Here is a 23,888-nt window from a genome sequence, read left to right on the forward strand (position 1 = left end):
AAATTCGACGTGTTTATGAGCGCAAATTCACCAATTATTTAAAGGCATTACAGCTTCGTGAAGCATTGCAAGAAATGCATAGGACACATGCAAAAACTGATCTTGCACCGGTGAAATGACACCACTAGATGCCGCGAAGATCGAAACACTGAACGTAAACACAAACCAGAAGGAAACAGGATATGGCTGCACTGGACACCAACCGCTTTGCCACCACTGGCTCGTTCGGCCTCGTTGGCCGTATCGGCGCCTATTTCGCATCGGCCGTGATGGCCACTGTGGACTGGAATGACGCCCGCGTCACCCGCAACGCGCTGGGCGGTCTGAGCGACCGCGAACTGGACGATATCGGCCTGTGCCGCGGCGACATCGACACCATCGCCGAAGGCCGTCGGTAAGACACATCCCTTAAACTTGCCCTTTCCTCCTCCCTTTGGGGCAAAACAGAAAACACCGCGCGCCCGGATGGCACGCGGTGTTTTTGTTTGGATCAGCAAGAACTCAGTACAGGACTTTGTTCAACTGGACCGAGAGAAACTGTGACAGCGGGTCGATCTGCATCACCCAGGCCCCGGCCTGTTCGACCGAGGTGCCTTCTTTCAGGGCGTCGACCCTGTATTCATATCCGGTTGGCCCGAGGCTGGACAGCAGGAAGGTTTTGAAGGCGAAGAACCCCAACAGGCTGAAAAGCAGCACCCTGGCCGGAACGCCCGAGCGCACGCGTTGTGGCTTCATCACCACCAGCCCATCCTTGCGCATGGTCGCACGATAGCCGTGGCTTAGTTTCTGATGCTTTTTGTTCAGGCGATGTACGCGCTGATTAAACTCCAGTTGCTTTCCAGTCATGGCAGCCTCCAACAAACCGCCCCCCTCGACTTAGTCAAAAAAGGCTAGAAAGAGATTGCGACAAAAGCGTGGCGAAAATCCATAAAACTCCAGCAAATGGCCTAATTTAAGCCCTGTTTCGTTAAGATTAGCGTCGTCCATTCACCAATCTCATCCCTGGCGGCCAGATTGAAGCCGTTTTGGGAATAAACCGAGACCACGTCATCGGCCTGTTCATTGAGGATTCCCGACAGAATCGCATGACCTCCCGCCCGCAGATTCGCTGCGATTTCCGGTGACAGGGCAACCAGCGGGCCCTTGAGAATATTGGCAAAAATCAGATCAAAGGGCGCTGCGGATTTCAGTTCGGGATGATCGAATCCAGCCGCCTCGACGCAGCGCACAACGCCGGACATGCCGTTTGCTTTCAGGTTGGCCTCGGCCACATCAACGGCGACCTGATCGATGTCACTGGCCAGAATCTCGCCCTCCCAGATGCGCGCGGCGGCCATCGCCAGAACTGCCGTGCCGCAGCCGATATCGGCGACTTTTTTTGCCGTGAACCCGTCGTCCAGCAGCCGGTCCAGCGCCTTGAGGCAGCCCAGAGTGGTACCGTGATGCCCGGTGCCAAAGGCCATCGCGGCCTCGATCAGCAGGGGGATTCGCCCCTCGGGCAGCTTGTCGGCGTCATGGCTGCCGTAGACGAAAAAGCGCCCTGCCTCGACTGGGGCGAGTTCGCGGCGCACATGAGCAACCCAGTCGGTTTCGGGCAGCTCCGAGACCACGAAGGGCTTGGCTTCGAACGCGGCGGCCAGAACGGCAAGCGCGGTTTCATCCGGGGCTTCGGTGAAATAGCCGCCCACTTCCCACAGGCCAGAACCATCCTCGACCTCGAACACCCCAACGCCGGTTGGTTCGGGGTCCAAACGCTCCATCGCTTCGCCCAGACCTTCGGCGGTAGTCTTGCCGGTCAGGGTGGTCAGCGCGGTGAATGTGGGCATGGGGGCCTCCTGTCAAAACTGCACCTGCGCCTAGGGCGGCGGGGCGGCAAGGTCAAGCGTTTGCGCTTATTCCGCAGGGGCCGGGGCGTATTTCGTCAGGATGGTCTCATTCCCTTGCTCCGGATGGCGCGGGATCAGCAGCGACAGCGCCAATGAGATCAGGGCCATCGCCGCCGCCATGCCAAATACCGCCCCCGGAGATACCACCCAGAGCAACCCAAGAAGCGCGGGCAGGAACACGGCGGCGATGTGGTTAATGGTAAAGGCCACAGCGGCGGTAGGCGCGATATCCGCAGGATCGGCGATCTTCTGGAAATAGGTTTTCAGCGCCAGCGCCAGTGCGAACAGCACGTGGTCGATCACATAGAGGATCGCCGCAAGCACCACACCCCAGCCGAACCAGTAGATGCCACCATAGGCCGCGAAAACGATGGCGAGGCCGGTGTATTCGAAGATCAGGGTGCGGCGCTCGCCGAACTTCGCCACGGCTTTGCCCAGTAACGGGGCGGCCATCATGTTGATCACTAGGTTGATCAGGTACAGGCTGGTGAGTTCATGGACCTCGAACCCGAACTTCTCGACCATCATGAAGCCTGCAAACACGATGAAAATCTGCCGTCGCGCGCCTGCCATGAATTGCAGCGCGTAGTACAGCCAATAGCGTTTGCGCAGGACCAGTTTCTTGGTCTGCGGCGTGGGCGCATCGAATTGCGGATAGGCGAGCAGGCAGAACAGCGCCAGCAGGGCCGTGACGCCTCCGGTCGCCATGAAAACCGTGTTGTATGACAGATCGAACCGGTCCCATGTCAACACGATCAGGCCATAAACCACCGCCGTCGCGGCCGAGCCCATCGCCACCAGCCAGCCCAATACCTGAGGCGCGCGGTCTTTGGGCAGCCATTGCAGTTGCAGCGACTGGTTCACGGTCTCGTAGTAGTGAAACCCGATCGAACTGAACAGGGTAACGAACAGCAAGCCACCAAGGCTGGGGAACCATGCGGTGACAGCCGTCGCCACGCCCAGCATCATAAGCGAGATCATCGCCAGAACCTGCTCGCGGATGAACAGGATTACGGCGATCACGCCCACGGCTAGGAACCCCGGAATCTCGCGTACTGTGTGCAAAAGACCGATGTCGGCCCCGTCGAAATTTGCCACCTCGATAACGAAATTGTTCAGCAGCGCGCTCCACCCATTGAACGCAATTGGCATCGTCAGCGCCATCACGAACAAGAGCGTGATCGGGCGGCGCCAGAACGGAAGGCTCTGCGCCTCAGACAGGGGCATGGGTTTCAGCATGGGACTCCCTCTACGCCTATTTTCGCGATTTGGCGAGGGCGAAGCAGGCGGTGCACATCGGCTCTGCGGTAATGCAGAGATCAGTAAAAACTCTGCGGGTCGATATCGACGGTCAGACGGATGTCGCCTTTCAGCCGCAATGGCGCGATCCAGCGGGCGATGGCGTCCTGAATCGGCGCGCCCTTGGGGGCCTTGACCAACAGGCGCACGCGGTGCCTGCCGCGAATGCGAGCAATCGGCGCAGGCGCGGGGCCAAAGACCTGCGCATCAATCGCGCGCAGGGGCGCATCGTTCCGTGCCATCGCGTTGCCGATGTCAAAGACCGGGCCGACCTCTGGCCCGGACAGGACGATTCCGGCCATGCGCCCATAGGGAGGGACGCCCGCAGCCTGCCGCCCCGCCGCTTCGGCCTTCCAGAACCCTTCTTCGTCGCCCGACAGAATGGCCCGGATCACGGGATGTTCCGGCTGAAAGGTCTGTAACAACGCCTGACCCGGCTTGTCCGCTCGGCCCGCACGACCCGCAACCTGCCGCATCAGTTGGAACGTCCGCTCCGCCGCCCGCAGGTCCGCGCCATGCAGTGAGAGGTCTGCGTCGATCACCCCCACCAGTGTCAGCTTGGGAAAGTTATGCCCCTTGGCCACAAGCTGAGTGCCGATGACGATATCGGCATCGCCTTCGGCAATCTCTTCGATCTTGGCTTTCAGCGCCCGGGCCGAGCCGAACAGATCGGAACTGAGCATGGCGATCTTGGCCTCAGGGAAGGTCGCCTCGGCCTCTTCCGCCAGCCGTTCGATCCCCGGCCCGACCGGAGCCAGCTTGCCTTCGACCCCGCAGGACGGACAGGCGTCGGGCATCGGCTTGGTCTCGCCGCATTGATGGCACATCAGGCGTTTGAGGAAACGGTGTTCCACCATCCGCGCATCGCAGTGATCACAAGCGATCTGTTCCCCGCACGCCCGGCATAGCGTCACTGGCGCGTAGCCCCGGCGGTTGATGAACAGCAGCGACTGTTCCCCGCGTTCGATCCGCTGCCGCACCGCCTGCCGCAGCGAGGGGGAAATCCACGTCCCCGGCTGCATCTGCTCGGCGCGCATGTCGATGGGCTTCATCTCGGGCAGCACCGCCGCGCCAAAGCGGGCCGTCAGGTCGAGCCGATCGTATTTCCCCGCCTCGGCATTCGCCCAACTTTCCAGCGACGGCGTTGCGCTGGCCAACACCACCCGCGCGCCGCAAATGGCTGCCCGCAGCACCGCCATATCTCGGGCGCTGTAATGCACGCCATCCTCTTGTTTGTAAGACGTGTCGTGTTCCTCATCGACCACCACCAACCCAAGATCACGGAACGGCAGGAACAAAGCCGACCGGGCCCCCACGACCAGTTGCGCCTCGCCCTGCCCGACCATACGCCAAACCCGGCGGCGCTCGGTCATGGTCGCGCCCGAGTGCCACTCGGCAGGCCGCGCACCAAACCGCGCCTCGACCCGGGTCAGGAATTCCGCGGTCAAAGCGATCTCGGGTAGCAAAACCAACGCCTGCCGTCCCATGCGCAGCGCCTCAGCAACGGCTTCCAAATAAACCTCAGTCTTGCCCGAACCCGTCACGCCCTTCAGCAGCGTCGTGCCATAATCCCCCGTCCGCTGCCCCGCCTGTAGCCGCGCAACCGCAGCCTCCTGATCCTCAGTCAGCGCTTTCCCCGGCAGATCGGGGTCCAGACGCGGATAGGGCAAATCGCGCGGGCTGTCCTCTTCCCGCACCGCGCCTTGCTTGACCAAGCCTTTGACCACCGAGGAGGTCACCCCGGCCTGCTCGGCCAGTTCTTTCAGCGTGAAAGCCAACCCGCCATAATCCCGCAAAACCTCCAGCACCCGCGTCCGCGCGTCGGTCATGCGATCCGGCTGAGCCTCGCCCAGCCGGTAAACCTTGCGCATCGACCGCGGGTCGCCCAGCCCCGGGGCGCGGGTCGCCAAACGCAGCATCGCAGGCATCGGCGTCAGCGTGTAATCGGCCACCTTTCCCAGAAACAGACGCATTTCCTCGCGCATCGGCGCGACCTCAAGCACCCGGATCACCGACCGCGCCTTGCTCAGATCGAAACCACCCTGCCCCGGCCCCCAAACCACACCCAGAACCTTGCGCGGGCCCAGCGGCACCTCGACAAACGCGCCCAGAAAGCACCCGCCTTCGGGCGCTTTGTAGTCCAGCGTCCGGTCCAGCGGCTGGGTTGTCAGCACCGCAACCAGCTCTCCTTCGTCGAAAAATCCGTTAGCGCTCACAGCATATCCTATGCAGGGGGTTCCAGCGTGGGTCTCTTTGAGGTAAAGCCATCCGCAACCAAGGCCAACCCATCAAAGGACTGCCCGCATGAAATTCTTCGTAGACACCGCCGAGATCGACGCCATCGCCGAACTGAACGATCTGGGCATGGTGGACGGCGTGACCACCAACCCCTCGCTGATCCTGAAATCGGGCCGCGACATTCTGGAAGTCACCAAAGAGATCTGCGATCTGGTCGACGGCCCCGTCTCGGCCGAGGTTGTCGCAACCGAAGCCGACGCCATGATCGCCGAAGGCCGCAAGCTGGCCAAGATCGCGCCGAACATCGCCGTGAAGGTGCCGCTGACATGGGCCGGCCTGAAAACCTGCAAAACGCTCAGCGACGAAGGCCAAATGGTCAACGTGACCCTGTGCTTCTCGACCAATCAGGCGATTCTGGCCGCCAAAGCCGGCGCGACCTTCATCTCGCCCTTCATCGGACGTCTGGATGACATCAACCTCGACGGCATGGACCTGATCGCCGATATCCGTCAGGTTTATGACAATTACGGGTTCGAAACCGAAATCCTGGCGGCCTCGATCCGCACCGTAAACCATGTAACCGAAAGCGCCCGTATTGGCGCTGATGTGATCACCGCCCCTCCGGGCGTGATCAAGAAACTGGCCGATCACCCGCTGACCGACAAAGGCCTAGAAACCTTCCTGGCGGACTGGGCCAAGACAGGTCAGAAAATCCTCTGATCATCTGCACGACCGCGCGGTGCCGACAGGCACCGCGCCCGGCCCAACGGCCAAAGCTGATCTTTGATCAGGGCATGGGCGGCGGGAGCCCCCGACACACCCCCTCTATAATCGCGCAAAACGTGCATTTTTCCCGAGTCAAACCCGGCAGGCTATGTTATAAGCCCCTCAATCAAAAAAAGACCGGGCAGGACATGAGCAGCAACCCAAAACTCGAGGATAACCTCCGCGCGGCGATTCTGGCAGAGCCGGACGCCTTGCTGGACGACAAGGACCTGATGCAGGCGCTGGTCTCGGCCAACGAACAGGCCCGCGGGGACAATGTGATCGACCTGCGCGGCATCGCCATGCAGCGGCTTGAAGAGCGGTTGGACCGGCTTGAGGACACCCATCGCTCGGTCATCGCGGCGGCTTACGAGAATTTGGCAGGCACCAATCAGGTGCACCGCGCCATCCTGCGCCTTCTGGAACCGGTCGAGTTCGAAGACTTCCTGCGCACGCTGGGCACCGAAGTGGCCGAGATACTGCGGGTCGACAAGATCACGTTGGTTTTGGAAACCACCGTGGTGCAGGACGACCCTGCCATCGACAAGCTGGGCGGCGTTCTGACCATTGTTGAGCCCGGTTTCATCGAGAACTACCTGACCTATGACCGCAGCAGCCCGGCGCGCGAGGTAACGCTGCGAGAGGTACACCAGCCCAACCGGCGGATATACGGCACGCAAAGCGATCTGTTGCGGTCCGAGGCCTGTTTGAAACTTGATCTGGGCACAGGCCGACTGCCGGGCATGATTGTGATGGGGGCCAAGGACGCACGGCACTTTACACCCCAGCTTGGAACCGATCTTCTGACCTTTTTTGCCGGCGTGTTCGAACGCTCGATGCGCCACTGGCTGTCGTGAGCCTGATCTCTCCAGCCTGCCGCGATGCGTTGCAGCACTGGCTGGACAGTCTGGGGGCGCTGGCAGGACGGTCCCAAAACACGCAGACTGCGTATCGCGGCGATGTGACCGAGTTTCTGTCCTTCATGACCCTGCACCATGCCGAGCGTCAGGGGCTAGCCGCGCTGGAGCGAATAACGATCGCGGATATGCGGGCCTGGATGGCGGATCAGCGGGGCTCGGGCGTCGGCGCGCGGTCGCTGGCTCGCAAGCTTTCCGCCGTGAAAAGCTTCTATCGCTGGCTGGCTGAGCGGGAAGGCTTTGAACCAACCGCCGTCCTGTCCATCCGCGCACCCAAGTTCACCAAGAAACTCCCCCGCCCACTGGCCGAGGACGCCGCCCGCGCCATGATCGACACGGTCGAGTTGCAGTCCGGCTCGGACTGGGTCGCCGCCCGGGACGTGGCCGTTGTTACCCTGCTGTATGGATGCGGACTGCGGATATCCGAGGCGCTGTCGCTGACCGGCTCAGACGCGCCCTTGCCGCCGACCCTACGCATTGTCGGGAAAGGCAACAAGGAACGTGTGGTTCCGGTTCTGCCTGCAGCGCGCGAGGCGGTGGATCGCTATACCCGCCTCTGCCCGCACCCTCAGGCACCGGAAGCTGCCCTGTTTCGCGGCGTTCGCGGCGGCCCGCTGAACCCCGGCGCCATACAAGGCGTAATGGCCAAGGCGCGGATGCAACTGGGGCTGCCCGCAACCGCGACGCCCCACGCAATGCGCCACAGCTTTGCCACCCACCTGCTGTCTGCGGGCGGCGACCTGCGCGCGATTCAGGAGTTGCTGGGCCACGCCTCGCTATCGACGACACAGGCCTATACCGCCGTCGATACGGCCCGTCTGATGGAAGTCTACAACCGCGCCCATCCCAAAGCCTGACGATCAGGTCCACCTGACGGGGCTTTTGGTTTGCATCTCAGGGCTGGTTCGTACATGACACGACCATGACACTTAGATTCAAAGCATTAGCCGTTCATCTTTTCACCGCCACCGGAGCCGTTTTCGCCATGCTGGCCATGCTGGCAGCCGTCGAAGAGAAGTGGAGCCTGATGTATCTGTGGCTGGTCGTCTCGTTCATCGTGGATGGCATCGACGGCCCGCTGGCGCGGCACTATCAGGTCAAACACAACGCTCCGGAGTTTGACGGCGTGCTGCTGGATCTGATCATCGACTACCTGACCTATGTGTTTATTCCCGCCTTCGCTCTGTTCAAATCCGGGCTGATGGACGGCTGGACCGGCTGGTTCGCGATCATCGTCATCACCTTTGCCAGCGCGATGTACTTTGCCGACACTCGCATGAAGACCAAGGACAACTCCTTTTCCGGCTTTCCCGGATGCTGGAACATGTTCGTAATCGTGATCTTCGCGCTCGAGCCGAATTTCTGGTTGATCCTGCTGATGGTGTCGCTGCTGTCACTGGCGATGTTCCTACCACTGAAATTCGTCCACCCGGTGCGCACCGAACGCTGGCGCAGCATCACGCTGCCGATGGCTTTCGCCTGGACCTTTTTCGCGGGCTGGGCCGCATGGGTCGATTTCCACCCCGAAAGTTGGGCGCATTGGGGGCTGGTCATCACCAGCCTGTATCTGGTCTTTGCCGGGATCGCACAGCAGATCATCCCGCAACGCGGCTAGCGGGGGCGGGTCACAGGACCTCCTGCACCTCGAACTCGGTCCCGTTATGGGTGAACAGATCGCCCTCTTGCAGGCCGACCATGGCCAGATAAATCGGGCTTTGGGTTGAAATACCCATATAGGTCTTGCCGTCCACATCGAACCGGGTGGTGGACACGCAGACCACAAAACGCCGGTTGTTGAACTTGATCACCGCGCCTGGTTGAACCGTGTCGGTCAGGCCGAAATCGGTGTTCTCAATGACGTCGATCTTGGCGTGATGGGCATGGACCGGAGCATCAAAGGCCGCCGCCAGATCCGCATTCTCGCGCGAGGCGGCAATGTCATCCTTGTCATGCCCTTCGCGGTCATCCAGTTGGGCGTCCTTCATGAACGCGTCGTAATGTGCCTGCGCGGTCGCCAGTTCCTGTTCTTCCAGCGACATCAGATGATCAATGATGGCCTTCTTACGGGCGGCGCGGTCTGCTTCGGTAGTCATTCAATCCGGTCCTTCACATTCACTATGAGACATAAGTTGTGCCCGAGGCCCCGGGATTGCAACAGATTTCCGACACTCAGATCAACAGCCCGGCAGCCCGTTCGTGGCGCAACAGGGCCACCTTGGTCTCAATCCCGCCGTCGCCCGAAAACCCACCCAGACCGCTGGCGGCCAGCACCCGGTGGCAGGCAATGATGACCGGAATGGGATTGGCCCCGCAGGCCTGCCCCACCGGCTGCGCGGGCTGGCCCAGCTCTTTCGCGATGTCGCCGTAGGTACGCGTTTCCCCCAGCGGGATGGCAAACATCAGATCACAGACCTGTCTCTGAAACTCCGAGCCTTCGACGTGATAAGGCAGATCAAACCGCTGCAGTTGCCCGGTATCATACGCTCGCATCTGAGCCGCAGCCTCGTGCAGCAGAGGGGTCGCCTCGCCCTCATCTCTGCCGTTCCAGACAAGCCGCGTGATCGCGCCATCACTTTCTTCAATCCCGAGCCGCCCGAACTGCGTATCCACTGCAATCATCGCCATGCGCCAAGAGTTCCAGATCACCCGCCTCGGCGCAAGCGCGGAAAGCCACCGTTAGGCGCTGGATGACCTCTATGCTAATCTCCTCACATAGATTGAGAAATTCGGAGGCTGGAATGGGGCGGCATTTAATCCTTACCGTTCATGGGATTGGTGAGCAAAAGCCCGGCGAGACCGTCGATCAGGTGGCAGGCGCGGCCACGACCTGGCTGGACGGGCACCCTCAGCCGCCGGTCGAGATCGACCGCCAGATGATCGAACTCGCCGAGACGCCCTTTGATGGCCGCAGCCGCAATGCCAGCCTGTACAAGGTGCACCTGCGCAAGGTGACCAAGCCGCAGGACAGCACCGATCAGGCGCTGTTTGCCGAGGTATATTGGGCCGACCGGTCCCCCAAACCCAAGGGGGCCATCAAAACGCTGATCGACCTGATCTGGGTGGTTTTGGCGCTGGGCTATCTGGCGATGGACAATGTCGAACAGACCCATGCGCGCAAAGGGGTCGATCCGTCGGACGCCAACGGTCGGAACACTTTCGCCGCCCAGATCGTGCATCTGTTCACCTGGATTTTCTTCGGTGCGGTTGCGCCATTAAACGCCTTTTTGCTAGTCGGAGCCGCAGCCGTGATGATCGAACTGCTGCCCTTGGACTTTGCACAAACCCCAACCGCGCTGTTCAGTCTGTTACTGCTGATCTACCTGGGCATGGCCGGTTTCGGGTCCAAGCGGCAGAAAACCGCCCCAACCTACCTGAGGCGCGTCTTCTGGCGCGGCGCGGCCCCGATGGGCGCGGTTCTGGCGCTGGCGCTTGTGACCGGGCCGCTTGGCGCAGGGATGTGGGGGCATGTCTGCGACCCGGCCAACGTCAACTGCGCCAGCGGGTTGGAGCAGTTTGTCGTGTTTCAGATTCTGGTGCTCGCCGCCTTCTGGACCGCGCTGATTTTCATCACGATTGCGCTGTATCTGGTCGCGCTCACCCCGCTGCAAGTCAAAACTGCCTTACCAGGGCACCGGCGGCTCTACCCCAGCATCTGCGCGGGCATGCTGGTCTTCTGGATGTTCTTCATCGCCGGTCTCTGGCTGACATTCGAGCAACTGGTCAAAAGCGTGCCCAGCCTGTCCAGCCAAACGCTGATCAACCTGTTCGACAACAACTTGCGCGGCTCTCTCGACACGCTGGGGGTGGCCTTTGGCGCGGTCGTTTTGCTGGTTGTCGTCGGCATCGGCCTGTTCGTGGGGCGAAAGCTGGGCAAAGAGAAACTGTACAAGAAACACAGCTTCCTGAGCCGCGCAATCATCAACAGGCTGGCGCAAGGCGTGTTTCTGATCGCGGCGGTGGTGCTGGGTTTGGTTGCTCTGCGAGAGCTGACCCTGCAGGTTCTGGGCCTTGATCTACACTGCGACGCCACCTCTGGGTCAGAGGGGTCCGGACCCGATTGCAGCTTAACCGGCAGGGCGCTGAACCGACTGGCGGACGCGCAGGGGATGATCGGGATCGCTGTGCTGGGGGCGACGGCGATGCTGTATCGGTTTTCGGATTTCGTCGCTGCGGGGCTGGGCGTTGCCCGCGATATCGTGACCTACGCGATCCGGGACAAATGTGCGCTGCGCTGGGATCTGGCCGCCAGATGCCGGAACTACCCGGCGCGCCGGTTAATTGATGAGCGGTTCTACAGAACGCTCTACTACGCGTTGGATGTCTTTCCGGCGGATCAGATCACTGTGATCTCGCATTCGCAGGGCACAGTGATCGCGACCCAGATGCTGGCCGACAAGCGGGTGCAGCGCCGCATCAAGGGCCGACCGGTGACGCTGATCACCATGGGCTCTCCGGTGACGCATATCTATCAGCGCTATTTCCCCGAGATGTTCACGGTCGACCCCAAGGGCCTGAAAGCCGCTTGGTTCAACATATTCCGCGAGGACGACTTTGTCGGCACAAGGATCGAGGGCAAGCTGATCCCCAAAACACGCAACATCCCCGTCCCGCCCGGCGGGCATACGGGGTATTTCACCGATCATGAGGTCTGGCGCGTGCTGACAGGCGACGAGATCGGGTTCGACCTGTTCCACCCCAAGGCGCATGAGGCGCCGAAATAGCCCCCTCGGGTGGCCGAGGGGGCGGGCGGCTTAGCTTAGCGCCTCGTCGCAGCGGCCACAGACGCCCTCATGGGTGTGGCGGCCCACATCGGGCAGGATTTTCCAGCAGCGCTGGCATTTGTCGCCGTCGGCCTTTTCGAACAGAACCGCGATGCCTTCGATTTCGGGCACGCGGAACGCCTCCGCCGGAGCCGGATCGCCGCTCACGGTCAGGCCCGAAGTAATGCACAATCGGCGCAGCTTCGAGGCTGGAACCGATCACCTTGTCTTGCCGCTGTACTTCGAGCGCGGCAGTTACAGCGCGGCGGACGCGGCGGATTTTGGCCATGTTGGTTTCCAGTTCCGTATCGCGCCAATCGGCGGGCGTTTCCGGGAAGTCCACCAGATGGACCGAGCTGTCGTCCCCGCCAAAACGCTCTAGCCAGACCTCTTCCATGGTGAAGACCAGAACCGGGGCCAGCCATGTGGTCAGGCGGTGAAACAGGATATCCAGAACGGTGCGCGCCGCGCGGCGGCGCAGGCTGTCGCCATCGCAGTACAGAGCATCCTTGCGGACGTCGAAATAGAAGGACGACAGATCGACGGTGGCAAAGGTGAACACGGCGCTGAACACGCCCTGGAAATCGAACGCGGCACAGCCCTTGCGCACCTGCTCATCCAGTTCGGCCAGACGGCTGAGCACCCAGCGTTCCAGGCGCGGCATGTCTTCGGGCGCGACGCGATCCGCTTCGGTGAAATCGGCCAGCGATCCCAGCATGAACCGCATGGTGTTGCGCAACCGACGATAGCTGTCGGCAGTGCCTTTCAGAATCTCTGGCCCGATCCGCTGGTCAGCGGTGTAATCGGTCTGAGCAACCCACAGGCGTAGGATATCGGCGCCGTATTGCTTGACGACCTCCTCGGGCACGATGGTGTTGCCCAGCGACTTGGACATCTTGTTGCCCTTAGCATCCAGCGTGAAACCATGCGTGACGACGTTCCGATACGGCGCACGGCCCTAGGTTCCGCAGGCCTGCAGCATCGAGGAATGGAACCACCCGCGGTGCTGGTCGGTGCCCTCCATGTAGACGTCGGCGATCCCGTCCTCTGTCCCGTCCTCACGGTCCCGCAGAACAAAAGCGTGCGTCGAGCCCGAGTCGAACCACACGTCCAGCACGTCAAAGACCTGATCGTAATCATCCGGGTTGGCGATGCCGTCCAGCACCTGTTCCTTGAAACCATCGGTGTACCAGACATCCGCACCGTCCTTCTCAAACGCCGCCTTGATGCGGGCGTTCAGTTCCTCATTGCGCAGCAGGTAATCCGCGTCAGTGGGCAAAGCGCCTTTCTTGGTGAAACACGTCAGCGGCACACCCCATGCACGCTGGCGGGACAGAACCCAGTCCGGGCGTGCTTCGATCATCGAATACAGGCGGTTGCGACCGGTCTGCGGTGTCCATTTCACCAGCTCGTCGATCGAGCGCAGAGCACGTTCTCGAATGGTGTCGCCCATCTCACCCATGCCGTCGTCCAGCTTGCGGTCAACGGATGCAAACCACTGCGGCGTGTTGCGGTAGATGATCGGCGCTTTCGAGCGCCACGAATGCGGATAGCTGTGCTTGATCTTGCCGCGCGCCAGCAACCCGCCAACCTCGGCCAGCTTGTCGATGACGGTTTTGTTCGCGTCACCCTCGCCACCCTTGCGGGACAGGATGTACTTGCCACCAAAGAATGGCAGATCAGCGCGGAAAGAGCCATCGTCCATCACGTTATAGGTGATGACCTGTTCCAGCATCCCAAGATCACGATAAAGCTCGAATTCCTCCATCCCGTGCGACGGCGCACAGTGGACAAAGCCGGTTCCCTCGGTGTCGGTCACGAAGTCAGCGGCACGGAAATCACGGATGTCGTCCCATTCGCCATTGCCACCCTCTGCCCCGGCCAGCGGGTGGGTCAGCTGGATCTTGGCCAGATCCTCCTGCGTGACGTCACACAGGCGTCGATACATGGAATCGTCCAGACGCGCGCGCGCAAACACATCTGCCGCGCGATCATCGGCCAAAAGATAGCGTTCGCCAATCCGCGCCCAGCATTCCTCGGGGCGGCCCGTCACTTCATAGAGGCCATAGGAAATATCCTCGCCATACACCACCGCCTTGTTCGACGGCATAGTCCACGGCGTCGTCGTCCAGATCACCACATAGGCATTGTCCAGCGTGACGTCCCCGGTGTTCACGACCTTGAACTTCACCCAGATGGTGAAGCTTTCCTTGTCGTGATACTCGACCTCGGCCTCGGCCAGAGCCGTCTTCTCGATAGGCGACCACATCACGGGCTTTGAGCCCTGATACAGAGTCCCGTTCATCAGGAACTTCATGAACTCATCCGCAATCACGGCCTCGGCGTGATAGTCCATTGTGATATAGGGATCAGGCCAGTTGCCGGTGATGCCCAGGCGCTTGAACTCTTCGCGCTGGATGTCGATCCAGCCCTCGGCGAACTTGCGGCATTCCTGACGGAAGTCGACGATGTTCACCTCGTCCTTGTTCTTGCCCTTCTTGCGGTACTGTTCCTCGATCTTCCACTCGATCGGCAGGCCGTGGCAATCCCAGCCGGGCACGTAACGCGCGTCATGGCCCATCATCTGATGAGACCGCACGATCATGTCCTTGATGGTCTTGTTCAGCGCGTGGCCGATATGCAGGTGGCCGTTGGCATAGGGGGGGCCGTCATGCAGGGTAAAGGGCGTCCGGCCCTCTTTCTCGCGCAGGCGGTCATAGACGCCGATCTTTTCCCAGCGCTCCAGCCATGCGGGCTCGCGCTTGGGCAGGCCCGCGCGCATGGGGAAATCGGTTTTGGGCAGGTTCAGCGTGTCTTTGTAGTCAGGTGTCTCGGCGCACATTGGGGGCGTCCTCAGGATGGTCTTGTCGTGTGGATCGAAGCGGTCAGTGCGATATCTCAAGCACCTTTGCCCGGCGTCTCGTGGTATCAGAGCGCCGGGGATATAATTCGAATAATGATGGCCAAACGGTCATGCATGGCCGCGCTGATAAGGCGGCCACGCCTAATGGTCCAGAGGTTCCGACCCTTGCGGCAAATGGCGCAGCTTGGCCCAGCGGTTGAGCCACGCGAGCCCCGCCAAAGCCAACCCCAAAGCCAGCAGCGAAAACACCCGGATCAGCCCGCCCAGACCCGAGATGTCGATCAGAAACACCTTGGCCACCGCCAGCCCGATCACGGCCAGCCCAGCCTTGCGCATCAGGTCCGACCGCCCTGCGAGGGACTGGTAGAACAGCACAGCACCGATCAGCAGCAGTATCATGGTATAGGTGTAAAGCTCGGGTTGAGTGACGCCGTTGCCCTGATACATACCCTCGGCCCCCTGCCAGACATGGCGGATGGTCAGGCCCAGCCAGAACGCGGCCAAGGCGCTGGCGGCGGCGAAACTCGCCTGTCGCAGCATGACAGGCATCGTCTTGATCCGCCATGCGGAGAACCCGATGGCCAGCGCGGGCAGCAGATACGCCACCACAAGTGTGTTCAAGATGGGCGGGCCCAACACCGGATCGGCGTAAGGGGTGATCAGCGGGTTGCGCTCGGCCAACGCTTCGAACAACCGAAACAGGCCATGTGCCGCAAAGAAGACGGCCAGCGCGTATCGCGCATAATTCAGCTTGCCGCCCAGTTCGAACCTTTGAACTTGCGCGTAAGCCAGCAACAGCCAGATGACCGAGAGCAGCCCTAGGCCCCAATGGCTGTCTTCGGCACCGCCCTCGCCAAACCCTTCCAGCCAGCGCAGCAGCAGGAGGGACAGCAGAATGCCTCCGGTCGCCCAGGCGGCGCTTTCCAGCAACAGTTTGGCAACGGGGCGCTGCAGCGGGGTCAAAATCCGCCAGCCCGCCAGAAACCCGAGTGTCGCCGCGGCATAGACCAGCGTCATTTCCCATACCGGCGCAGTGTCGGCCCAGTCCAGCCCCGGGTTCAGAACCAGTCGCACCGTGACGGTGAACACGCCCGCCCAGATGAACCAGCTCATCGGTGGCAGAGTGAACTTCCGATCCAGCGCGGCGGCGACCACGACCGTCGCAACCAAAGCAATCGTCAGCGCGGCAGAGCTGAGCACGATGACGCAGGCAAAGGCCAGGCAGGACAAAGCGGACAAGGTAGCCAGCGCGGCACGCATCCGGTTCTCGCCATCGACGCGGGCGAACCGTTCGGCGAGGACGACCATCAGCGCGCCCAAGGCGATGGCGTGCAAAGCCCAGGGGTAAGCGCCTATAACGTCCGCCGGGTGCCAGCCGACCTCCAGCGCGATACCCATGAGTGGTGCAAACAGAGCCGCCGCTCCGGCCCAGACGACCGCGTATCGTCCGGCGGCAAAGGACCGGCGCGCCGCAAGCAGGGTGATCAGCGCCCCGAGCACGACGAGCACGCTCACGACCCAAGGATAATCCGCCTCAGCCGTCTCAAGGTAGGTCTCGGCAAAGCTGCGCTGAACGACACCGTGATCCAGACCGTGCACCAGCACGACCCAGATCAGCCCGATAGCGGGCAGCACGGTCATATCCTGCAGGGCGCGCGCATCTTTGGCCCACAGGATCAGGGCGGCCAGCAAGACAGATATCAAGCCGACAGCCAGCCAGAACTCATCGGACGTATCGGCCCAATGCAGCGAGAGGATGGCGGAACTGGCGGCGACAGCGCCGAATGCGAGCGTTGTAGGGAATTCTGGCCACGGTCGCCATTTGGTCCGCACCAGCATTTCCGTGACCATTGGCCCGGAATGGTTGGGCCAGATTCGACGCGCGGGAATGGCGATGACGATCAGTGCCATTGCGGTTGCGAAGACCAGGTAACCTGGCTCGGTCATGGGCGCACCCAGGATCACCAGCAGGCTGGCCGAATACGCTCCGAATAGGGTCAGAACCGAAATCCACGCCCATCGCCGTACCGTGTCGATGCCCAGACCCAGAACCGCGATGACGAAGATGTAACCATAGAGCCATGTGGGATCATCCGAAGACCCGCCGACTAAGAATGGCGCGGCAAAGGCTCCGATCAGCCCGACCGCCGCCAGCAGCGGGCCGTGGAACCAACCAAGAACCAGCCCTGCAAAGGCCACCAGAACCATGCCTGCCAAGGAGGCCTCGGGCCCGATTAGATCATACAGCTGGCGGGCGGCCAGAATGCCTCCGAACAAGGTCACGAGGCCCGCGCTTGAAAATACCGAAGGAAGATAGGCGGTGGCCGAGGCCTCATCATCGCCGAACCTCCGGCGCAGGTATTCCCCGGCCCCGATCAGGGCAACGCCAAAGGCCAGCGCGGCGGCAACGCGCGCGGTGGGGGGCAGAAGGCCGTTTTCGACGCCGTACTGGACAAGGAAGATACCGGCCAAGGCCAGCGACAGGGCTGAAACGGCATAGAACCAGTTCTCGCGCAGCCACGCGCCCAGCGAGGCGAAGCGATCCTCGCGGAAGACAACCGGGCCATGAGGATCGGGCAATTCTGGCGGTGCCTGCGTTTGCGGATCAGGCTGCGGCGTTTTGGCCGGGGCCCAAGGCGCTTTCTTAGGTTTTTCCTCGGGCGTTTCGACTGGTTTTCTGCGCTCGACGGGCTTTGATGTATCGCGATCCGCGGACAGAGTGCGCAGTTCCCGCTCCAACTGCTCGATACGGCGGCGCAAGCGCGTCTGCCCAACCAGCAGCACGATTATCGTCACCGGGATGGCCAGAACGATCAGACCTAAAAGGGCAAGCAGCGATTCCAAAGGCAACCTCCGGGTGAAACCTGTTGCAAAGGCTAACGCGGACATGCCGGGGGTAACAGGTCGAAAACCCGCAAAGATTCAGACCGTTGCGTCACGCCGGTCAGAATGCAACCTGGCTGGCTCAGACCCAGTACGCCGGAGAGCATTCAGAGCAGACTGGCTCCGGCATAGTTCAGCGACGTCACCGACGTGCCGGGTATTGCTGATTAAGGATGGAACAGGGACCCGACCAGATAGGCAATCGACGCGGCCAACCCGCCGATCAGCAAGGTCTCAAGCCCCGACCGCCACCACGGGGCCAGCGACCAACGGCTTTTCAGCGCGCCGATGGCGAAAAACACGCCCATCGTCATCCATGCCGACATGGGAAAAGCGCGATCAAACGACAGCAGAAATGGCAGCAAGGGGATCATACCGGCCACGAGGAAGGCAAAGAATGTCGCTAGCGCGGCTTTCATCGGATGCGGATCGACACTGCCCAGCCCGTATTCGCCCTCGATCATCAGGTTGATCCAGTTTTCGTGGTTTGCGGTGATTGCCAGCGTCGCCTCATCCAGAACGGGCCCCGACAGGCCCTTTTGCGCCAGAATTTCGCGCACCTCACTCCGCTCGCCCTCTGGATAGAGCGCGATGTGGCGTTCCTCGATCGTGCGGATGCGCCGGATATTGTCCAACTCGGCCTTGGTGCCCGAGTAGTTTCCCGCCGCCATCGAGAACCCGTCGGCGAGCACATTGGCCAGCCCCAGCGCGACGATTACGAAAGGCGACAGTCCCGCCCCGGCCACACCGGCGACAATCGCAAAGGTCGTCACCGACCCGTCGATCCCGCCATAAACCACGTCGCGCAACACGCCCCGGCCCGGCGGCGCGTTGATCCGGGCGGCGATTTCCTGCTGGCTGTGACCGTGCTCCGTCATGGCGTGCCCTCCGTCACATCAAGTGTGCCGGAGGGCGCGCGCCCTGACCTTGAGTTGGATCAACCCTTCGAGAACAGGCCCTGAAGCGCGCGTTTGATGATGCCGCGCGTGGACGGTTTGTGGCGGTCCGAGAATGGCAGAGGGCGGCAGACTTCCATCGCGGCCACACCAACGCGGGCGCTTAGGGCTCCGTTCACCAACCCCTCGCCGAACCGGCGCGACAATTTGCTGAGGACCGAGCCTCCCAGAACCGGTTCCAGCAGGTCGTCGCCCACGGCCACGGCCCCGGTAGCAACCAGATGCACAAAGACCGCGCGGGTCAGACGCCAACTGCCCAGAAACCCGGCCCGTCCGCCGTAGATTTCGGCAACCCGCCGGATCATCCGCAGCGACGCGGCCAACGCCGTTACCACATCCGCCAGCGCCAGAGGCACCAGCGCCGTCACCGTCGCGACCTGACGCGCGGCGGCCTCGACCTCGCGGCTGGCGGCGGCGTCGAGCGGGGCCAGTAGCTCATCCTCGGCCAGTTGCAACAGGCCCAAGGCGTCGAACTGATCCGCCATCCGTTCAGCCAGACGATCCCGACCCCAACGGGTTTCCTCGCGCGCTTTGTAGAACGTGATCAGCCGTGTCGTAACCGCGCGGGCCTGAGTCAAATCCTCCTCGGCTAGGGCCGCATCTGCGGCGCGGCGCATACCGTCCACCCGCGACAGGCGGCCAATCGCGGCCAGTTCGCGGATCGCGATGATCAGGGCAACCAGCACCAATGCTGCGAGCAGTCCGGTGACAATCCACCCCAGAATCGGCGCGCGCTGGACCAGCGACGTGGCAAAATCCCAGGCCGCGACCGAGACCGCCGCCCCGACAACGGCCAGCGCCAGCCCCCAGAACCACCGCGACAGCGCCGAGGGTTTGCGCGCCGCAAATCGCGCGACGCTCTGCATCGCCTGCCCCTGCGGCTGGGCGATATCCGGCACCGGAGGGGCCTGCGCGACATCTGCGGCAGGCTCATCCGCTTCGAGATCAATCAGAACCGGGCCTTTAGCCATCGCGTAACCCCTTGCTGCGCCAGACATATCTGATGTCCGGCAGGTTTTCGTCATTGTCCGCGCCATCGCTGCGGGCGACCTCGGCAAAGCCGTTGCGTTCGTAGAAGCGGCAGGCTGGGGTGTTGTCCTGAAAGGCATACAGGCTCAGGTGAGAATGCCCCGATTTGGCATGATCCAGCAATTGCCGCCCTATCCCCTGCCCGCGCGCCGGGGCCGCCAGATAGAGCGAGTGGATTTCCGCGCCGTTCAGCGCCAGAAAGCCGACAACGCCATCTTCGGTTTCAGCCACGGTCACCCAGTCATGATCGATCATGCGACCGCAAAAGGCGATGGTTTCGGCGCAGGTGTGCAGTTCCGGCATCCAGTCGTTTTCCCGCGCAAAACCATGCAGGATTGTACCGGTTGCACCCGCATCGGTGCTGCGGGCGGGGCGGAGGGTCACAGTCACAGCCGATCTCCGATCAGGAATTGCGCCGCGCGGTCCAGCCTTATATGCGGCGGACCGTCGCCGGGGCGCAGGGTCAGATGGGCCGGAGCGAAGGCCATGAAGCCGTAATCCTCGCCCAGCCACGCGTCCGCCCCGTTTCGTGCGGGACCGAGCAGATGCGCGGGGTCATCCGGCAGGTCTCCGGGGTAGAACGCGGCCTGTTTGCCGCTGTCCAGCAAGGTACCGCGGACGCAGGGCAGGTCTGCTCCATTATGGCTGCGCATCTCCTCGGTGGTGGCGCGTAGCGACGCCAACGACAGCGCCGCCGTTTCGGCCCCTGCGAACTTGGCCCGGTCGCGGGCCTCACGCGTCAGCGCCTCCATGATCGCGGTCAGGCGGGGGTGTTGCAGGTGATGCAGGTGATCGGCCTTGGTGGCGGCAAAGAGGATGCGCTCGACCCGTTTACCCAGCAGCAACTGGCTGAGCCATGCATTGCGACCCGGACGGAAGGCGGACAGAATATCGCCCATCGCGCGGCGCATATCCTCGACCGCCTGCGGTCCCCGGTGGATCGCACCCAGCGCGTCGACCAGAACCACCTGTCGGTCGATCCGGGCGAAGTGGTCGCGGAAGAACGGTTTGACGACCTGAGACTTATAGGCCTCGTACCGCCGCTCCATCTCACGCTGCAGTGTGTTGCGGCGCGAGGGGCCAGATATGCGCAGCGGCGCGAAAGTCAGAACAGGCGATCCCGCCAGATCACCGGGCAGCAGGAACCGCCCTGGGGTGCAGTCATAAAACCCGGCCTCACGCGCACTATTCAAGTAAGCGGTGAAGGCCGCAGCCAAAGCCTGCGCTGTTGGTTCGTCATGTGCGCTGGTTGGATCGGCCGCGCTCAGGGCCGACAGGAAGGCCTCCGCCTCGGCGCGCTGTTCAATGCGGGTCAGAGTTTCCTGCGACCACTCCGCGTAGGACTTGTCCAGCAAGGCGAGATCCAGCAGCCATTCGCCCGGATAATCCACGATATCCAGATGAACCGTGCGCGGCCCCTGCAACCCGGCCAGCAATCCGGCTGGGCGGGCTTTGAACGACAGGCGCAGTTCCGACACCGCGCGGGTGCTGTCAGGCCAATGCGGGTTGGGGCCAGTCAGGTCGGACAGGTGGGCTTCATAATCGAACCGGGGCACCGTATCGTCGGGCTGCGGTTGCAGGTAAGCGGCGTTGATCCGCCCCTCTTGTTGCGCGGCAAGACCGGTCATCCGGCCCCGGTCCAGCAGGTTCGCCACCAGCGACGTGATGAAGACGGTCTTGCCCGACCGCGCCAGCCCGGTGACGCCAAGACGGATGACCGGCTCGAAAAACGTCTCGGACACGCTGTCGCCGATGGACTCGACGCCGCGCACAAGACTGTCTGCCAGTGAGGAAATGACCAAGCTGTCGCCCCGCAATTATCGTTTTGCCCAAGATAGGTAGCGGGTGCACGACATACCAGCGCTTTCGCCCCCTTGCCCGTTCCCGCGCCGCGCTGTACCAGCGCCTCATGCCCAGATACGCGTTGAAAGTCGAATACCAGGGGGAGCCGTTTGCCGGATGGCAGCGGCAAAAGGAACTGCCGTCGGTGCAGGGTGCCATCGAACAGGCCCTGTCCCGCATCCAGCCCGGACAGCACACGATTGCCGCTGCCGGGCGCACCGATGCGGGCGTGCACGCGTTGGGGCAGGTCGCGCATTGCGACATGGCCAAGGACTGGGACCCGTTCCGCCTGTCCGAGGCGCTGAACTATCATCTCAAGCCGCAGCCCGTCGCCATTGTCGCGGCGGCGCAGGTCGAGGATGACTGGCACGCCCGGTTCTCGGCCATCGAGCGGCAATATCTGTTCCGCATCCTGATGCGCCGCGCACCTGCGACGCATGATCGGGGTCAGGTCTGGCGGATCAATCACCAGCTTGACGTGGGCGCAATGCAGGCAGGCGCGGATATGCTGATCGGGCGGCATGATTTCACCACCTTCCGCTCCTCGATCTGTCAGGCCGCCAGCCCGGTCAAAACGCTGGACGAGTTGCGGGTGGAACAGGTTGAGGATTTCTCGGGCCCCGAGGTGCATTTCCACGTGCGCGCCCGGTCGTTCCTGCACAATCAGGTGCGCAGTTTCGTGGGCACGCTAGAGCGGGTCGGTGCCGGGGCGTGGTCGCCTGAGGATGTGCGGGATGCGTTGGAAGCCGCCGACCGTGCGGCTTGCGGGCCGGTTTGCCCGCCGCAGGGTCTGTATCTGGCGCGGGTCGGTTATCCGGAACCGGTGTTTGACTGAGTCAAAGCGCCCGCAGCAGCAAGCCGCTGGCGATCACCACGATCAATAGCCCAGCCACCAGCTCGATGGTCGGAGCCAAAACGGACGCAAAACGCGTGGCAGAGGCCGACGCCAGCAGCCCCCCGCGCAAACCGAATGAGGTCCAGCCCACCAGCGTTGTGACCGTCGCCGTGCCAAGGGCCATCGCAAAGGCCCCGGCAATACCGACCATCGCGATGCCCATTTGCCATGTCAGGATCAACACGAACAAAGCGCCCGTGCAGGGGCGCGCGGCGATGCCTGCGATCAAGACCAGCGCCTCGCGCAGGGTTCCGACCTGTGCAACCTCTTCCGCGCTGGGGCCGTGGCGGTGGCCGCAGTCTGAGCAGGCCTCGCCTGAATGATGATGGTGATCATGATCGTGATGGGCATGGGTAGTTTGACTGCGGTGCCGCCGCGCGAAGCTGCGCATGGATCGGAACACCAGCCACAGGCCAATCACTGCAATCGCAGCGTAGCTGATCGGGGCCATGACCTGCTCGGTCGTGCCTACAAGGCTTTCGCGCGACATCCGGAAGATCAGCACCCCGGCATAGACCAGCACAACAGCCGTGACCGCCTGCCCAAGGCTGGACAGCACACTGATCGCGGACAAGCGCCAAAAGGCGACGCGGCGACCCAAACCGTAGCCTCCGATCAGAACCTTGCCGTGGCCGGGTCCGATGGCGTGAAAGAACCCGTAGGCGAAACAGACCGTCAGCAGGGTTGCGACGGCCTCGGGTTGTTCTGCACGGGCGGCACGCAGGGACCGGGCGATCTGGTTCTGAAACTCTCGCTGCTCACCGGCCGCCCAAGCGGCAAGGCTGTCAAAGCCGCCGCTGCCCCAGAACCACAGCAGCAAGGCTATGGCGATCGCGACCGGGAAAATCAGGTATTTGGACATGAAACGCGGATCTCGGTGGCAAATTTCTCACCCACCAGCGGGATATCGTTTTCCTCCAGATCGACATCCACATCCAGCGTGCGCAGAAACGCCTGCATCTGCGCCAGTTCCGCGTCGATATCGGGATCGACACGCTCAAGCTGACAGGTGACGGGGCCGGAAACGGTGACGGGCCGGTTTAGTTCGTAGGCGGTGTAAAGCGTCTCATCAAAGGCCTTGGCAGACAGGGCATTGGCCGGAATCGCGCCGCCTTCGACCGCGCGGAGGTGGGATGAGACGATGCGCCCGTCCTCGGTGGTCGCAACCGCCTCAAGCGGGCCGGACAGGGCAACGGGCGCGTCGTTTGCGGTGACCACCAGATCGCCGTTATAGCCTTCGATCCATTGCGCGTCGAAGCCGTTTAAAAACTGTTCCTCGGCCTCAGTCAGAATACCGTCGGCGTCCTGATCCAGCTTCATATCCTCAAGCAGCAGCAGAGAGTAGAATTCGTCATAGGCCCAGGTCACGCGCACATGGGTCAACTGGCCGGATTCGTCGACAATGAACTCAAGCCCCGTGTCGATGAAGACGTGCGGGTGCGCCAAAGCCGGGATCGGCAGGCAGCAGGTCAGAAGGGCGGTCAGCCAACGCATGCCCGCAAGATAGGGTGCGCGGGGTCCGGCGGCAACGCGTATCGCGATCACACTGCAGAAT

20 protein-coding genes and 1 pseudogene are annotated in these 23,888 nt (G+C 62.3%); 7 read left to right on the forward strand and 14 right to left on the reverse strand.

Going from position 1 to position 23,888, the window contains the following annotated elements:
• Positions 1 to 182 precede the first annotated feature (182 nt).
• Entirely contained in the window at positions 183 to 398 is a 216-nt protein-coding gene (locus ACR0JN_RS07085) for a DUF1127 domain-containing protein (RefSeq protein ID WP_480884900.1), read from the forward strand.
• A gap of 103 nt (positions 399 to 501) precedes the next feature.
• Here ACR0JN_RS07085 and ACR0JN_RS07090 read toward each other — a convergent pair whose 3' ends face one another.
• From ACR0JN_RS07090 to ACR0JN_RS07105, 4 genes are all read right to left on the reverse strand, one after another.
• On the reverse strand, positions 502 to 846 hold the full coding sequence (locus ACR0JN_RS07090) for a hypothetical protein (RefSeq protein ID WP_480817204.1): 345 nt from the start codon (positions 844 to 846) through the stop codon (positions 502 to 504).
• 101 nt (positions 847 to 947) lie between these two features.
• Positions 948 to 1,826, reverse strand: a complete 879-nt coding sequence (locus ACR0JN_RS07095) for a 50S ribosomal protein L11 methyltransferase (RefSeq protein WP_480884901.1) — start codon at positions 1,824 to 1,826, stop codon at positions 948 to 950.
• Positions 1,827 to 1,892: 66 nt separating this feature from the next.
• Complete coding sequence (locus tag ACR0JN_RS07100) at positions 1,893 to 3,125, reverse strand: MFS transporter (RefSeq protein WP_480884902.1); 1,233 nt, start codon at positions 3,123 to 3,125, stop codon at positions 1,893 to 1,895.
• 80 nt (positions 3,126 to 3,205) lie between these two features.
• Positions 3,206 to 5,401 (reverse strand): primosomal protein N', encoded by a 2,196-nt coding sequence (locus ACR0JN_RS07105; protein ID WP_480884904.1) that lies wholly within the window; start codon positions 5,399 to 5,401, stop codon positions 3,206 to 3,208.
• An 88-nt stretch (positions 5,402 to 5,489) separates the two neighbouring features.
• Between ACR0JN_RS07105 and fsa the strand changes: the two genes are divergently transcribed.
• From fsa to ACR0JN_RS07125, 4 genes are all read left to right on the forward strand, one after another.
• The gene (gene fsa / locus ACR0JN_RS07110) at positions 5,490 to 6,143 is read left to right on the forward strand and encodes a fructose-6-phosphate aldolase (protein WP_480884905.1); all 654 of its coding nucleotides are present in this window, start codon (positions 5,490 to 5,492) and stop codon (positions 6,141 to 6,143) included.
• 194 nt (positions 6,144 to 6,337) lie between these two features.
• Positions 6,338 to 7,045, forward strand: a complete 708-nt coding sequence (locus tag ACR0JN_RS07115; RefSeq protein WP_480817200.1) for a DUF484 family protein — start codon at positions 6,338 to 6,340, stop codon at positions 7,043 to 7,045.
• Positions 7,042 to 7,962: a tyrosine recombinase XerC gene (locus ACR0JN_RS07120; RefSeq protein WP_480884906.1), complete on the forward strand. Its 921-nt coding sequence runs from the start codon at positions 7,042 to 7,044 to the stop codon at positions 7,960 to 7,962. Before ACR0JN_RS07115 ends, ACR0JN_RS07120 begins: the two co-directional genes overlap by 4 nt.
• 65 nt (positions 7,963 to 8,027) lie before the next feature.
• Positions 8,028 to 8,720, forward strand: a complete 693-nt coding sequence (locus ACR0JN_RS07125) for a CDP-alcohol phosphatidyltransferase family protein (RefSeq protein ID WP_480817198.1) — start codon at positions 8,028 to 8,030, stop codon at positions 8,718 to 8,720.
• 10 nt (positions 8,721 to 8,730) lie between these two features.
• Here the strand turns inward: ACR0JN_RS07125 and ACR0JN_RS07130 are convergent, their stop codons facing one another.
• Positions 8,731 to 9,198 (reverse strand): hypothetical protein, encoded by a 468-nt coding sequence (locus tag ACR0JN_RS07130; protein WP_480817197.1) that lies wholly within the window; start codon positions 9,196 to 9,198, stop codon positions 8,731 to 8,733.
• Positions 9,199 to 9,274: 76 nt separating this feature from the next.
• Positions 9,275 to 9,730 carry a methylated-DNA--[protein]-cysteine S-methyltransferase gene (locus ACR0JN_RS07135; RefSeq protein ID WP_480817196.1) on the reverse strand — a complete coding sequence of 152 codons (456 nt, stop codon included), beginning with the start codon at positions 9,728 to 9,730 and terminating at the stop codon, positions 9,275 to 9,277.
• Between the two features lie 113 nt (positions 9,731 to 9,843).
• Here ACR0JN_RS07135 and ACR0JN_RS07140 point away from each other — a divergent pair, with 113 nt between their 5' ends.
• The gene (locus ACR0JN_RS07140; protein WP_480817195.1) at positions 9,844 to 11,826 is read left to right on the forward strand and encodes an alpha/beta hydrolase family protein; all 1,983 of its coding nucleotides are present in this window, start codon (positions 9,844 to 9,846) and stop codon (positions 11,824 to 11,826) included.
• Between the two features lie 30 nt (positions 11,827 to 11,856).
• On the opposite strand, the pseudogene ileS reads toward ACR0JN_RS07140, so the two are convergent.
• From ileS to ACR0JN_RS07170, 6 genes and pseudogenes are all read right to left on the reverse strand, one after another.
• Positions 11,857 to 14,707: pseudogene (gene ileS / locus ACR0JN_RS07145) on the reverse strand (isoleucine--tRNA ligase).
• A gap of 162 nt (positions 14,708 to 14,869) precedes the next feature.
• A complete protein-coding gene (locus ACR0JN_RS07150) occupies positions 14,870 to 17,572 on the reverse strand; it encodes a DUF2339 domain-containing protein (protein WP_480884907.1) in 2,703 nt (900 codons plus the stop codon).
• A 206-nt stretch (positions 17,573 to 17,778) separates the two neighbouring features.
• A complete protein-coding gene (locus ACR0JN_RS07155) occupies positions 17,779 to 18,489 on the reverse strand; it encodes a VIT1/CCC1 transporter family protein (protein WP_480884908.1) in 711 nt (236 codons plus the stop codon).
• Between the two features lie 59 nt (positions 18,490 to 18,548).
• Positions 18,549 to 19,538: a YcjF family protein gene (locus ACR0JN_RS07160; RefSeq protein WP_480884909.1), complete on the reverse strand. Its 990-nt coding sequence runs from the start codon at positions 19,536 to 19,538 to the stop codon at positions 18,549 to 18,551.
• A complete protein-coding gene (locus ACR0JN_RS07165) occupies positions 19,531 to 19,986 on the reverse strand; it encodes an N-acetyltransferase family protein (RefSeq protein ID WP_480884910.1) in 456 nt (151 codons plus the stop codon). The genes ACR0JN_RS07160 and ACR0JN_RS07165 overlap by 8 nt, the downstream gene beginning before the upstream one ends.
• Positions 19,983 to 21,398 carry a YcjX family GTP-binding protein gene (locus ACR0JN_RS07170; RefSeq protein ID WP_480884911.1) on the reverse strand — a complete coding sequence of 472 codons (1,416 nt, stop codon included), beginning with the start codon at positions 21,396 to 21,398 and terminating at the stop codon, positions 19,983 to 19,985. The genes ACR0JN_RS07165 and ACR0JN_RS07170 overlap by 4 nt, the downstream gene beginning before the upstream one ends.
• A 107-nt stretch (positions 21,399 to 21,505) precedes the next feature.
• Here ACR0JN_RS07170 and truA point away from each other — a divergent pair, with 107 nt between their 5' ends.
• Positions 21,506 to 22,273, forward strand: coding sequence for a tRNA pseudouridine(38-40) synthase TruA (truA, locus tag ACR0JN_RS07175; protein ID WP_480884912.1), 768 nt, complete (start codon positions 21,506 to 21,508; stop codon positions 22,271 to 22,273).
• 1 nt (position 22,274) lies between these two features.
• Here truA and ACR0JN_RS07180 read toward each other — a convergent pair whose 3' ends face one another.
• A complete protein-coding gene (locus ACR0JN_RS07180; RefSeq protein WP_480884913.1) occupies positions 22,275 to 23,195 on the reverse strand; it encodes a nickel/cobalt transporter in 921 nt (306 codons plus the stop codon).
• A complete protein-coding gene (locus ACR0JN_RS07185; protein ID WP_480884914.1) occupies positions 23,180 to 23,827 on the reverse strand; it encodes a DUF1007 family protein in 648 nt (215 codons plus the stop codon). The genes ACR0JN_RS07180 and ACR0JN_RS07185 overlap by 16 nt, the downstream gene beginning before the upstream one ends.
• Positions 23,828 to 23,888: the final 61 nt, after the last annotated feature.

The sequence above is a fragment of the Ruegeria sp. G12 genome (assembly GCF_056533565.1).

What these genes read in the sequence shown, in the direction of transcription:
- ACR0JN_RS07155 (WP_480884908.1), bottom strand. Translation starts at nt 18,489, where the DNA reads ATGACGGAGCACGGTCACAGCCAGCAGGAAATCGCCGCCCGGATCAAC.
- ACR0JN_RS07135 (WP_480817196.1), bottom strand. Translation starts at nt 9,730, where the DNA reads ATGGCGATGATTGCAGTGGATACGCAGTTCGGGCGGCTCGGGATTGAA.
- ACR0JN_RS07140 (WP_480817195.1), top strand. Translation starts at nt 9,844, where the DNA reads ATGGGGCGGCATTTAATCCTTACCGTTCATGGGATTGGTGAGCAAAAG.
- ACR0JN_RS07125 (WP_480817198.1), top strand. Translation starts at nt 8,028, where the DNA reads ATGACACTTAGATTCAAAGCATTAGCCGTTCATCTTTTCACCGCCACC.
- ACR0JN_RS07085 (WP_480884900.1), top strand. Translation starts at nt 183, where the DNA reads ATGGCTGCACTGGACACCAACCGCTTTGCCACCACTGGCTCGTTCGGC.
- ACR0JN_RS07095 (WP_480884901.1), bottom strand. Translation starts at nt 1,826, where the DNA reads ATGCCCACATTCACCGCGCTGACCACCCTGACCGGCAAGACTACCGCC.
- ACR0JN_RS07090 (WP_480817204.1), bottom strand. Translation starts at nt 846, where the DNA reads ATGACTGGAAAGCAACTGGAGTTTAATCAGCGCGTACATCGCCTGAAC.
- ACR0JN_RS07185 (WP_480884914.1), bottom strand. Translation starts at nt 23,827, where the DNA reads ATGCGTTGGCTGACCGCCCTTCTGACCTGCTGCCTGCCGATCCCGGCT.
- ACR0JN_RS07115 (WP_480817200.1), top strand. Translation starts at nt 6,338, where the DNA reads ATGAGCAGCAACCCAAAACTCGAGGATAACCTCCGCGCGGCGATTCTG.
- truA (WP_480884912.1), top strand. Translation starts at nt 21,506, where the DNA reads ATGCCCAGATACGCGTTGAAAGTCGAATACCAGGGGGAGCCGTTTGCC.
- fsa (WP_480884905.1), top strand. Translation starts at nt 5,490, where the DNA reads ATGAAATTCTTCGTAGACACCGCCGAGATCGACGCCATCGCCGAACTG.
- ACR0JN_RS07160 (WP_480884909.1), bottom strand. Translation starts at nt 19,538, where the DNA reads ATGGCTAAAGGCCCGGTTCTGATTGATCTCGAAGCGGATGAGCCTGCC.
- ACR0JN_RS07180 (WP_480884913.1), bottom strand. Translation starts at nt 23,195, where the DNA reads ATGTCCAAATACCTGATTTTCCCGGTCGCGATCGCCATAGCCTTGCTG.
- ACR0JN_RS07100 (WP_480884902.1), bottom strand. Translation starts at nt 3,125, where the DNA reads ATGCTGAAACCCATGCCCCTGTCTGAGGCGCAGAGCCTTCCGTTCTGG.
- ACR0JN_RS07130 (WP_480817197.1), bottom strand. Translation starts at nt 9,198, where the DNA reads ATGACTACCGAAGCAGACCGCGCCGCCCGTAAGAAGGCCATCATTGAT.